Below are 12,910 nucleotides of genomic sequence, written 5' to 3' on the forward strand. Positions count from 1 at the left end.
TAGGAGAAAACTAATGAATTCAAAGTATATATTTATTACTGGTGGTGTTGTATCATCTTTAGGTAAAGGAATTACAGCAGCATCGCTTGGGCGTATATTAAAGCAAAAAAATATTAAGATTTTTATGCAAAAATTTGACCCTTATATTAATGTTGACCCAGGTACTATGAGTCCTTATCAACACGGTGAAGTATATGTAACTAGTGATGGTGCTGAAACTGATTTAGATTTAGGTCATTATGAACGTTTTATTGATGAAAATCTGACTAAAGATTCCAATATTACTGCCGGAAAAGTATACCAAACTGTTTTAAAAAAGGAACGTGATGGTTTTTATGAAGGGAAAACTGTACAAGTTGTACCTCATGTTACTGATGAAATTAAAAAACATATTTTTAATTCCGCAATTAATAGTAAGGCTGATGTTATTATTACCGAAATTGGTGGAACAGTTGGTGATATTGAATCATTAGCTTTTATTGAAGCCATTAGACAAGTTAAAAACGAAAAAGGTCATGAAAATGTTATTGTTATTCACACTACATTAATTCCTTATTTACATTCGGTTGGTGAATTTAAAACAAAACCCAGTCAACATTCAGTAAAAGAAATATTATCATTAGGTATTCAACCTGATATTTTGGTTTGTCGTAGTGAAACTATGCCACCTGATCATATTTTTGATAAATTATCTTTATTTTGTAATATTAAACGCAGTCATGTTTTAGCAATTCCTGATTGTGATAATATTTATAAAGTGCCATTATCTTTAGAACAACAAAAAATTGATGAAGTAGTTTCAGAATTATTAAAGTTAAATAAAACTAAACCAGATATGTCAGAATTACATGCAATTTTTAAAAAGTTAGATAATATTAATCAAGAAGTTACTGTTGGTATTGTGGCAAAGTATTCGAATTTAAGTGATGCTTACTTATCAGTAATTGAATCATTGAAAATTGCAGGTTATAGTCTTAATACTAAAGTTAATTATAAAATTATTAACGCCGAAAGTTTAGATAGTAAAAACATTAATTTTATGCTTTCTCCTTTCCAAGCAATAATTGTTCCTGGTGGCTTTGGTAATCGTGGTGTTGAAGGCAAAATCAATGCAATTAATTATACTCGAGTTAATAAAGTTCCTTTCTTGGGATTATGTTTAGGTATGCAGTTAGCTTGTATTGAATATGCTCGTAATGTATGTAATTTACAAGATGCTACTTCTACTGAATTTAATAAAAAAACTAAAAATCCTATTTTTGATTTATTACGTGGTAAAAATAAAAATGATCAAATTGGAGGAACTTTAAGATTGGGTAATTATCCAACCACTTTAATTAATGATTCATTAGCAAAATCTCTTTATAAACAAACTATTATTATTGAACGTCATCGTCATCGTTATGAATTTAATAATAGTTATAAAACATTACTTGCAAAAAATGGATTAATTTTTAGTGGTATATATAATAAAGAAGATTTGGTAGAAGTGATTGAGTTGCCAAAAGAAGTACATCCATTCTTTATTGCAAGTCAGTTTCATCCTGAGTTCACATCAAGAATTAATAAACCAAATCCTTTATTTTTAGGATTAATTAAAAGTATTATTAAAAAATAATGATAAAGTAAGAAAATTTAATTTTAAAATTGTTATAAATTGTATAATCTCAAAATATATATGCAACTAGATTTTTTATGAAAATATATAATATAAGGTTATAATATTTTAAGAAAGAAGGAAAAGAAATGAATAAATTTGTTAGTGCAAAAAATATGATTGATAAAGCAAAAGCAGGTAAATATGCCGTTGCTCACTTTAATATTAATAATTTAGAATGAACAAGATCTATTCTTGAAGTTGCACAAGAAACTAAATCATCTGTTATTTTAGGTGTTTCAGAAGGTGCTATTAAATACATGGGTGGATTTAACACAGTTGTTAGTATGACTTTAGCGTTATTGAATGATTTAAATATTACTATTCCAGTGGCATTACATTTAGATCATGGTCAATCAGTAGATTCTTGTAAGAAAGCATTAGATGCTGGTTTTAGTTCAGTTATGTTTGATGGTTCTCATTTAGATTTTAATGAAAATATAAAAGGTACCAAAGAAGTAGTTACTTATGCTAAGAAAAAAAATGCATCTGTTGAAGCAGAAGCAGGTACTATTGGTGGTGAAGAAGATGGAGTTATTGGTAGTGGTGAGGTTGCTAGTGAGGAAGATTGTAAATCATTAGCAGCTTTAGGAATTGACTTTTTAGCAGCCGGAATAAATAATATTCATGGAAAGTATCCTAAAAATTGAGATGGTTTAAATTTTGATGTGTTAAAAAATTTATCAGTAGCTTCAAATAAGCCAATGGTATTACATGGTGGTTCTGGAATTCCAAAAGATCAGGTTAAAAAAGCTATTAATTTAGGAATTAGTAAAATTAATGTTAATACTGAATTACAAGAAGTATTCGCCGCAGCTATTGAAAAATATGTTACGGAAGGAAAACTTAATGAAGATAAAGGGTTTGATCCTAGAAAAATTTTTAAGCCAGGAATGGAAGCAATTAAACTTAAATCTAAAGAATTATTAACAGAATTTGGTTCATTAGGAAAATCTTAAAAAAATGGCCATATTATTACTAGTATGACCATTTTTAAATAATTTTCCTTAAATTAAAATAAATTTCAAATATGAAAATTACTTTTATTATCAATAACTTGTGATATTTTTTCATTACTTAAAATTTCGGCCTTAATAGCAACTTTCGCGTCTAACATATGACCACCAATTACGTTAAAATTATCATCACCAAAAGTAGTATGACAATGAATAATTGTTTTATTTCTATCTTTTTCATCTTAAATGATTGTTCCAATTGTTGATAACAATTCATATTGTTCAAGAAAATTTTTTTTACATAATCAGTACTTTTTTTAGGAATGTAGCCTAAAGTGACATTAGTAATAGCACCAATCATTTGGAATTGTGCCATTCCTATGTTTTCTTTAATAGCAAATTGCTCTAAATTTTTAATAATCATTTCATCTTTTTCAATAATTAATGCATACTTATTTCCAATCATTTTTTTAATTTTCATAATAAGAATCTCACCTTTCTTTTAGCAGTATTTTAACATATTTATTAATAGAAATAATGATTAAAATTGATTATTATAGGAAAAAAATATTTTTCTTTTTGTAATAAAAATTATTTTAAAAAGAAAATATATTAATTTTAAAATTAATAGGTATAATAAAACTAATATTTAAACTAAGGAAGTGATAAAGTTGAAAACTAATGGTTTAGTAGTTGCTATTGGTAATGATCATACCGCTTATGAATTTAAACAACCAATTATTAAATTTTTACATACAGAAGGCTATCAAATTTTAGATTTAGGAACAAATAGCAGTGAACCTGTTGATTATCCTAATTTTGGTTTTAATGTTGCAAATTCTATTGTTAGTAAAAAAGCAGATTTTGGTATTGTAATTTGTGGTACTGGTATTGGTATTAGCATTGCTACCAATCGTATTAATGGTGTTCGTTGTGCTCTTTGCTATGAGGAAGAAACAGTAAGATTGGCAAGGATTCATAATGACGCTAATGTTTTAGCACTAGGTGCTAGAATTATTTCTGATTATAAAGCAGTAGAACTTGTGAAATTATTTTTAAATACTAAAACAAGTGATGAAAAAAGACATCAATTAAGAGTTGCAAAACTAAAATAATTTTACTATTAAATTATTAAAGAGAGGATGTTTAAAAATGGATAAATCTTTTAATAAAGGTCTTGACCCAGAATTAAAAAAAATTGTGAAAGATGAATGACAACGTCAACAAAATCATATTGAATTAATAGCTTCAGAAAACTATGTATCACCAGCTGTACTTACACTTGCTGGAACAATATTAACTAATAAGTATGCAGAAGGTTATCCAGGGAGAAGATATTATAATGGTTGCGAAAATGTTGATAAAATTGAAAATTTGGCAATAGAGCGTTTTAAACAATTATTTAATTGTAATCATAAACCAGGTCAATGTAAAAAAGGTAATTTTCATGCTAATGTACAACCTCATTCTGGTAGTCAAGCTAATGCTGAAGCATATGCTGCTATATTACGTCCAGGTGATACTATTCTTGGTATGGAACTTGATGCCGGTGGTCATTTAACTCATGGTTATAAAATTAATTTTTCTGGTAAAATTTATCACGGTGTTAATTATGGTGTAAGTAAAAAGGGTGAATATTTAGATTATGATGAAATTTTAAAAATTGCTAAAGAATGTAAACCAAAAATTATTGTAGCAGGAGCTAGTGCTTATTCAAGACTTATTGATTGATCAAAGTTTCGTAAAATTGCCGATACTGTTGGAGCATATTTAATGGTTGATATGGCGCATATTGCTGGATTAATTGCTGCTGGATTACATCAAAATCCTATTTGTTATGCTGATATTACAACAACAACAACTCATAAAACATTAAGAGGACCACGTGGTGGTGCTATTCTTTGCACTGAAGAATTAAAAAAGAAAATTGATAGTGCGGTATTTCCTGGTAATCAAGGTGGACCATTGGAACATATTATTGCAGCAAAAGCACAAGCTTTTTATGAAGCATTAACACCAGAATTTAAAACTTATCAAATGCAAGTAATTAAAAATGCGCAAGCATTAGCAAAAACTTTTCTTGATGCAAAATTTCATGTAGTGGCGGGTGGAACTGATAATCATTTATTAACTGTTAATGTTACTAATATTAACGGTTTAAATGGTAAAGAAGCTGTTGATATTTTAGAAAAGATTAATATTGTTGCTAATAAGAATGGTGTTCCCTTTGATCCTTTACCAACTGTTATTACTAGTGGTGTTCGTTTTGGTAGTCCAGCAATGACAACGAGAGGTTTTAAAGAAGAGCAGTTTATTGAATTAGGAAAGATTATTATTAGTGCTTGAAAATTACCTAAGGGTATTAATGATGATGGTTTACATGAATTAAGAAAAAAAGTTGATATACTTTTAAATAAATTTCCCATTTATGAAGATATAAAATTACCTCAATAATAAAATAATTATTTTACATTTGGAATATGAAAATAAGTTTTCTGTTAATTAACAGAAAACTTATTTTATTTTTTTGAATCTTTAATTTCTTTTATTTTTTCAATAAAATTATTATCATATTTAACCGAAGATTGTTATTTACTAAACTTTATTAATTCTGAAACATCTTCATCACTAATTCATGGTAATTGTAAGCGATTGATATTATTTTGTCCTGGAGATAAAAATAACATATCGCCTTTACCTAATAATTTTTCTGCTCCAGCAGTATCAAGGATTGTTTTTGAATCAATTCAAGATGCAAGTTTAAAAGCAATTCTTGTTGGAATATTATTTTTAATTACGCGAGTAATTACATCTAATGATGGTCTTTGTGTTGCTATTACTAAATGAATTCCTGCCGCTCGACCCATTTGTGTAATTCGCATGATTCCTTCTTCAATTTGCTTGCTTGCTTGTACCATTAAATCTGCTAATTCATCAATAACAATAATATAATAAGGTAATTTATCAATTTCTTGACTTATTTTTTCATTATAACTTTCAATATCACGATTTCCATTTTTTGCAAATAGTTGGTATCGACGCATCATTTCTAAAATTACTACTTGTAATGCTGCTGGTGTTTTGTTTACTTCATTAATTACTGGAATAATTAAATGTGGGATATCATTATAAATTGCTAATTATACTCATTTAGGATCGATTAATATTAGTTTTATTTCATGAGGTTTGTATTGTAAGAGCAAAGAAATTAGTAAATCATTAATAAAAAGGAATTTTCCTGAACCAGTACTACCAGCAATTAATAAGTCGGGCATTTCTTTTAATGAATGAAAGATGTAATCACCAGTAGTATTTCTACCAATACTAATTATTAATTTTTTATTTTTATATTTTTCGCTTATATTTTCAAATTGTTCTTGCATATTAATTGGAACAATATTTTTATTACTAACTTCAATTCCAATCATTGATTTACCAGCTATTGATGCTTCGATTCTAATATTATTATTTGCTAAAACTAGTTTTAGTTCTTCTTCTAAGTTAGTAATTTTGTTAATTTTCATTCCTGAAGTGATTGAAACATCGTATTTTGTTACTGTTGTACCAATAGTAAAATCATTGACTTTTCCTTGAACAGAAAATTTTTTAAATAACTGATTAATTTTTTCTTTATTTTCTAAAACATATTTTTCATTTTCTTCTTGCTTTTTTATTAGATTATCTGATTTTTTAGTTAATTTTAATGTTGGTAAAATATATTTTTGATTAATTATAGTTTGTTCAGGAAGAAAAACTTTTGTTTTTTCTTGATTGTTATTTTGTTTTTCAATTTGATTAATAATTTTGTTTTGCTCTTTAATTTTTGTTTCATTATTTTCAGATTTTTGATTATTAATTTTGTTATTTTCTTGTAATAATTCCTTATTGGTTTCTATGTCAAAGTTTATTTTTTCGTTTTTTACTTTATTGTTTGCTAAATTTTATTTTGTAAATTGTTTAGTTTCTAATTTAGATTGCTTATTATTGTTTTTTGCTTGTTATTTATTTCTTTTTAGTTCTTTTTTTAGATTATTGATTTTGATAGTATTATTTTGTGCCAAAGTAAGTTTTTTTGTTTTTCTTTTGCTTTTTCTAATTTATTAATTTTTTGATCTTTTCGCTTAACTTTAAAATCTAAAATTGTTTCTTTGATATGATTTGAAATAGTGATAAATAAAATTAAGAGACGGTTAAAAAATAATCAACTAAAACAAATAATAATCATTAATATATTTAATATAAAATTAACAAAAAAAGTTGTGTAACCTAAAAATTCTAGTATAGTATTACCGATTAATCCACCAACAAGATAAGAAGGAAAGAAACTATCAATATTTCAATTATTAAAGGAAATAGGTGATTTGAAAAATCCGTGATATTTATTAAAAATAGTTGAATTTCATCAAGATTGATAATAATCATTAATTAAATTAGGAAATTATCTCCGCATGTACTAGTGTGGAGGAAAAAATGAATTGAAATGAATTCAATAGCATATTTCAAAATGAAAACGATTGTTTGAAATATATAGCGAAGTTGAAAGTAATGAAATGTATCAGGTGTGCTTCTTCTAGTTTGAATGTTTCTGATTTGAGAAGAATAAGATGTTTGAAATGTCATCAAACATTTAGTATTCTTCATGACACCATTTTTCACAAGTCACAAACACCTTTGACATCTTGGTTTTATCTCATCTTTAGATGAATAAACACAAAGCATGGTATACTATCAACAGATGTTGCAAGGGAATTGGGTGTGACATATAAAACAGCTTGAAGAATGGGTCATGAAATAAGAACTAGAATTTGGAATCAAGATGCAGGGTTCATTGATGATGGCACAGCACAGATGGATGAAATGTATCTTTCACATGTAGGTTTTATTCAACAAGGAAAATCCTTGTTGAATAAAACCTTGATTGTTGGAGTTTATGAGAAAACCAGCAACAAACTAATTGTGAAAGTATTGAAAAAAGCAGATGAGAAAAACTTTTTATGATTTGCATTGAAACACATTTCTACTGGGTGTTGTTTGTTTATGGATTCTTGGAAGGGATATGGAAGTTTCAAAAACTTCTATCACAAATATGAAATCGTAAATCATGAAGTTGGGTATGTGTCATCAACAGGTGTAAACACAAACCAGATTGAATTTTCATGAAAACACATCCGACGAACTTTCCGAACACACATAAAAGTTTCAAAACATAATATTCATTTATATGCAAAAGAAGCTGCATATAAATTCAATAAGATACCTAGTTTTGAAACTATAATTTTGTGTTTGATTTAGATACATGTGGGGATAATTTCCTAGATAGGCTTTTATCTCCATTTGTGTGATAAAATTTAAAAATAGTACATAAAGGGATAAAAGCCTTAAATATTTGCTTCATCCAAATAAAAAAAAGAATATAAAATCGTCTAAAAATTTACCAATTGGTAGTAGTTTTAATAAACTAAAAGTTATTAATAACAATAAAATTAGAGTGCCTAATAAGATACCAATTTTATTATTACTATTTTTAATTTGTTTAATTTTAATATTTTTAAAACAATTACCAATCTTTATAAAAATAATATCATATATAGGGGTGTTTGTTACTACTTACTAACCATTTTAATAAATATTATTATGATGTGAACTATTAGTAATTTTTAATTATTTAGAGGAAATTATCCCCGCATGTACTAGTGTGGAGGAAAAAATGAATTGAAATGAATTCAATAGCATATTTCAAAATGAAAACGATTGTTTGAAATATATAGCGAAGTTGAAAGTAATGAAATGTATCAGGTGTGCTTCTTCTAGTTTGAATGTTTCTGATTTGAGAAGAATAAGATGTTTGAAATGTCATCAAACATTTAGTATTCTTCATGACACCATTTTTCACAAGTCACAAACACCTTTGACATCTTGGTTTTATCTCATCTTTAGATGAATAAACACCAAACATGGAATTCCATCAACAGATGTTGCAAGGGAATTGGTTGTGACATATAAAACAGCTTGAAGAATGGGTCATGAAATCAGAACTAGAATTTGGAATCAAGATGCAGGGTTCTGGATGGGTTACACTTTATTGGACACTAATTACGTAGACAAGTGAACAAATTAGTTAAAAGAAAGTAATTATAATTATGGCCAATATTAATTCATATTCAGATGAATTTAAAAAACAAATAGTAACTTTATATCAAAGTGGTAAGTCAGTGTCTTGTCTTGCTAAAGAGTACAATGTTACAAGAGCAGCTACTTATAATTGAATTAAGCAATTTACTAATTCAGGCAGTTTTAAAACCAAAGATAACCGTTCTATTGAAGAAAATGAATTAATTAAATTAAGAAAAGAATTAAAACAATTAAGAATGGAAAATGATATTTTAAAGCAAGCAGCACTAATAATAGGCAGAAAATAGAAATTATTACTAAAAATAAAGTTAAATATAAAATTAGCACAATGTCTCGTTTTTTAAAAATCTCTAAATCAACATATTATTTTAATTTCAAGAAAAAAGAAGATAAAATTCAAAATAATATGTATTATGAATCTGTTATTAGTGCTTTTAAAGAAAATAAAGAAGCTTATGGAACAAGAAGATTAAAAGTTGTTCTAAAAGAAAAGAAAATTAATTTATCAAGACGAAAAATTAAAAAAATTATGAATAAACATAATTTAATATCAAATTACACTAAATTATCATAAAAAAATTATCATAATAAAGTCAATGATAGTCAAATTACTAATCTTGTTAATAGAGACTTTAATAATAGGCTTAAAAATGAAGTTATTGTTAGTGATTTAACTTATGTTCAAGTTAATGATAAATGAAACTATATTTGCTTATTAATGGACCTGTACAATCGCGAAATTATTGGACATAGTGTAGGTACTAAAAAAGATGCATCATTAGTATATCAAGCATTTATGTGCTCAAATCGTTGTTTAAAAAATATTGAAATATTTCATAGCGATCGCGGTAATGAATTTAATAATAAAAGTTTATCAATAGTTTTATTAGCCTTTAATATTACCCACTCTTTAAGCAAAAAAGGTTGTCCTTATGATAACGCTGTTGCTGAAGCAACTTTCAAAACTTTCAAAACAGAGTTTAATAATGATAAAAATTTTACATCATTAATCCAATTAAAATTAGAATTATTTGATTGTATCAATTGATACAACAACATAAGAATCCACAACACTCTAAACTACTTAACCTCCATAAAACACCAAGCACAAATGTCTACCAAAAAACAGTCCTAAAAAAGGTTGCCATTCCAAGTCACAAGCATTAGATTTTATTGTTGATGATATTAGAACAGTAGGATTAGATAAGTTGGATAATATATTACAAACTGAAAAGAAAGAAACTGAAAATATTGTATGCCGTACTTGTTATTATAGAAATAAACATTCTAAGAAAAATAAGAAAAATGTTAAAATAGAATAAACCTATATTATTCGTCGGTGCCAACCAGAACCTTGGTTAGTTGGCCGCGGGGTTTAGCCCCGCTGGGGTGAGTTGCCAAGCAACGAGGGGCAAAGACCCTATTACTTGATTATATAAAATTTTTATTATTATTTTATTTAAAATAATATGGTATTGTATATAGAAGTTTTAAAGGAATATAAAGTTATGTTTAAATTAAAAGCACCTTATAAACCAACAGGTAATCAACCCGAAGCAATTAGAAAATTAGTAGTAGCTATTAAAAATAATATTAAATACCAAGTATTATTGGGAGCCACTGGTACGGGTAAAACTTTTACAATGGCCAATGTTATTGCGCAAGTGCAAAAACCAACTTTAATTTTAGTACATAATAAAACATTAGCTATGCAATTATATGGAGAATTGAAAACTTTTTTTCCTGAAAATCGCGTTGAATATTTTGTCTCATATTTTGATTTTTATCAACCTGAGGCATATTTACCAAAAACCGATACTTATATTGATAAAAATTCTAAACAAAATCAAGAAATTGAAATGTTAAGATTAAGTGCTTTAAATGGTTTATCTATTAGTAAAGATGTTATTGTTGTGGCATCAGTAGCAGCAATTTATGGTGAACAAGAACCAACAGCATATAAAGATAACTTTTTTGAATTGAGAAAAGGACAAAAAATTAATAGAAAAGATTTATTATTAAGACTAATTAAAAATGGATATGTACGTAATGATATTACATTAGAACCGGGTAGTTTTAGTGCAAAAGGTGATTTAATAAAGTTAGCTCCATCTTGAAATGATCAATTTTATTTAAGAATTAGTTTATTTGGTGATGAAATTGAAGAAATAGCACGTATTGATACATTAGGCGCTAATGTTTTAGAGCGTTTTCCCTTTATTACAATTTTTCCTGCGCAAAATTATATTACTAGTAAAAATCGTGTTGATCAGGCAATTATTAAAATTACTGAAGAGTTAAAAATAACATTAGCACAACTAAGAAAAAATAATATGTTAGTAGAAGCGCAAAGATTAGAACAAAGAACAGAACATGATCTAGAATCCTTAAAAGAATTTGGTATTTGTAGTGGTATTGAAAACTATTCTCGTCATTTAGAAAATAGAGAAGTGGGTTCAGCACCATATACTTTAATTGATTTTTTTCCAGATGATTTTTTAACAATTATTGATGAATCTCATATGACATTACCGCAAATTAGAGGAATGTATAATACTGATCGTAGCAGAAAAGAAACATTAGTAAAATATGGCTTTCGTTTACCTAGTGCTTTGGATAATCGTCCTTTAAATTTTAATGAATTTTCTAATAAGTTAAAGCAAGTTATTTATACTTCAGCAACTCCTGCTGATTATGAATTAGCATTAATTAAAAATGAAGTTGAGCCCTTTAATGTACCAGTTCAACAAATTATTCGTCCCACAGGTTTATTAGATCCAACAATTGAAATTAAACCAACTAAAAATCAAATAGAAGATATTATTAATCAAATAAAATTACGAACAAAAAAAAATGAAAGAGTATTTATTACTACTTTAACAATTAGAATGGCAGAAGAATTATCAAATTTTTTACAAGAACAAAAAATTAAAGTTGCTTATATTCATAATGAATTAAAAACATTAGAACGTACTAAAGTTTTGTTAGATTTAAGAAAAGGTGTTTTTGATGTTATTGTTGGTATTAATTTATTACGTGAAGGATTAGACGTACCAGAAGTGTCATTAATCTGTATTTTGGATGCTGATAAATCTGGTTTTTTACGTAATACTAAATCATTAATCCAAACTATTGGTCGCGCAGCACGAAATGTTAATGGTCATGTTATACTATATGGAGATATTAAGACAGAGGCAATGACACAAGCAATTGAAGAAACGCAAAGAAGAAGAGAAATTCAACTTGCTTATAATAAAAAACATAATATAGTACCAGTTACTGTTAAAAAACCGTTGAGTGAAATCATAAGTACTAGAGAATTAGATGTTGATTTAAAAATTTTAAATTCAAGTAAAGGTAAAACAAAAATAACTGCTAAAACAAAGATAATTGCTGATTTAAGAGTTGAAATGTTACAAGCAGCTAAAGATTTAAATTTTGAAAAGGCAGCTTCACTTCGTGATTTAATTTTGAGTATTGAAAGTGAAAAATAAAGGAGTAAAATAAGTTGACCGATAAAGCACAAAAAGGTATTTTGATAAGTCCAAATACTAAAATTAATCCTCATATACCAACAATATTTTTAATAAAAAATTATATTACTAAACCTAAAATTTTTATTGGTGATTATACTTATTATCATGATTTTAATGATGATCAAGCAGTTATTGATTTTGAAAATAAAAATATAATTTATCATTTTCCAAATATGATAAATGATGAATTAATTATTGGTAAATTTTGTTCAATTGCACAAGGTGTTTTATTTATAATGAATGGTGGCAATCATAATTATTGTGCAGTTTCAACATTTACTTTACCATTATTTTATAAATCATTAAATTTATCAGAAGTTACAGAAAAAGATAAATTAGATAAATTTCCGATTAAATCACCAACAGTGATAGAAAATGATGTTTGAATTGGTCATGATGTGACTCTTAAGAGGGGTAACTATTGGTAATGGGGCAGTAATTGCAGCTAAAAGTGTAGTTATAAAAAATGTGCCTCATTATGCTATTGTTGGTGGTAATCTTGCTAAAATTATAAAATATCGTTTTTCTAAAAAAATAGTTCAAAAATTACAAAATATAAAGTGATGAGATTGATGTATTGAAAAGATTATTGAAAATTCAGATTTGTTAAAACAAAAATTCTGATAATA

General features: G+C 26.6%; 9 protein-coding genes and 3 pseudogenes. 9 read left to right on the plus strand and 3 right to left on the minus strand.

Going from position 1 to position 12,910, the window contains the following annotated elements:
• The first annotated feature begins 13 nt into the window (after positions 1-13).
• On the plus strand, positions 14-1,618 hold the full coding sequence (gene pyrG / locus AC6I4F_RS01285) for a CTP synthase (protein WP_497874030.1): 1,605 nt from the start codon (positions 14-16) through the stop codon (positions 1,616-1,618).
• Positions 1,619-1,746: 128 nt separating this feature from the next.
• Positions 1,747-2,616 (plus strand): class II fructose-1,6-bisphosphate aldolase, encoded by an 870-nt coding sequence (gene fba / locus AC6I4F_RS01290; RefSeq protein WP_497874031.1) that lies wholly within the window; start codon positions 1,747-1,749, stop codon positions 2,614-2,616.
• A gap of 169 nt (positions 2,617-2,785) precedes the next feature.
• On the opposite strand, the gene AC6I4F_RS01295 is transcribed toward fba, so the two are convergent.
• Entirely contained in the window at positions 2,786-3,094 is a 309-nt protein-coding gene (locus AC6I4F_RS01295; protein ID WP_497874032.1) for a PCC domain-containing protein, read from the minus strand.
• A gap of 190 nt (positions 3,095-3,284) precedes the next feature.
• On the opposite strand from AC6I4F_RS01295, the gene rpiB reads away from it, so the two are divergent.
• A complete protein-coding gene (gene rpiB, locus AC6I4F_RS01300) occupies positions 3,285-3,728 on the plus strand; it encodes a ribose 5-phosphate isomerase B (RefSeq protein ID WP_497874033.1) in 444 nt (147 codons plus the stop codon).
• Between the two features lie 37 nt (positions 3,729-3,765).
• Positions 3,766-5,067 carry a serine hydroxymethyltransferase gene (gene glyA / locus AC6I4F_RS01305; protein WP_497874034.1) on the plus strand — a complete coding sequence of 434 codons (1,302 nt, stop codon included), beginning with the start codon at positions 3,766-3,768 and terminating at the stop codon, positions 5,065-5,067.
• Between the two features lie 134 nt (positions 5,068-5,201).
• On the opposite strand, the pseudogene AC6I4F_RS01310 reads toward glyA, so the two are convergent.
• Positions 5,202-6,551, minus strand: a pseudogene (locus tag AC6I4F_RS01310) (DNA translocase FtsK).
• Between the two features lie 532 nt (positions 6,552-7,083).
• On the opposite strand from AC6I4F_RS01310, the gene AC6I4F_RS01315 reads away from it, so the two are divergent.
• Positions 7,084-7,905, plus strand: a complete 822-nt coding sequence (locus tag AC6I4F_RS01315; protein WP_497874035.1) for an IS1595 family transposase — start codon at positions 7,084-7,086, stop codon at positions 7,903-7,905.
• Here the strand turns inward: AC6I4F_RS01315 and AC6I4F_RS01320 are convergent.
• Positions 7,883-8,008, minus strand: coding sequence for a hypothetical protein (locus AC6I4F_RS01320; protein WP_497874036.1), 126 nt, complete (start codon positions 8,006-8,008; stop codon positions 7,883-7,885). The two genes, AC6I4F_RS01315 and AC6I4F_RS01320, sit on opposite strands and share 23 nt — an antisense overlap.
• Before the next feature lie 312 nt (positions 8,009-8,320).
• On the opposite strand from AC6I4F_RS01320, the gene AC6I4F_RS01325 reads away from it, so the two are divergent.
• The 4 genes and pseudogenes from AC6I4F_RS01325 to AC6I4F_RS01340 all read left to right on the plus strand — a co-directional run bounded on the left by AC6I4F_RS01325 (position 8,321) and on the right by AC6I4F_RS01340 (position 12,908).
• Positions 8,321-8,731 carry a transposase gene (locus AC6I4F_RS01325; protein ID WP_497874037.1) on the plus strand — a complete coding sequence of 137 codons (411 nt, stop codon included), beginning with the start codon at positions 8,321-8,323 and terminating at the stop codon, positions 8,729-8,731.
• Between the two features lie 22 nt (positions 8,732-8,753).
• Positions 8,754-9,880 (plus strand): annotated as a pseudogene (locus AC6I4F_RS01330) (IS3 family transposase).
• A gap of 373 nt (positions 9,881-10,253) precedes the next feature.
• Positions 10,254-12,239, plus strand: a complete 1,986-nt coding sequence (gene uvrB, locus AC6I4F_RS01335; RefSeq protein ID WP_497874038.1) for an excinuclease ABC subunit UvrB — start codon at positions 10,254-10,256, stop codon at positions 12,237-12,239.
• A 14-nt stretch (positions 12,240-12,253) separates the two neighbouring features.
• Positions 12,254-12,908, plus strand: a pseudogene (locus AC6I4F_RS01340) (CatB-related O-acetyltransferase).
• The last annotated feature ends 2 nt before the right edge of the window (positions 12,909-12,910 follow it).

Source organism: Spiroplasma ixodetis (assembly GCF_059729505.1).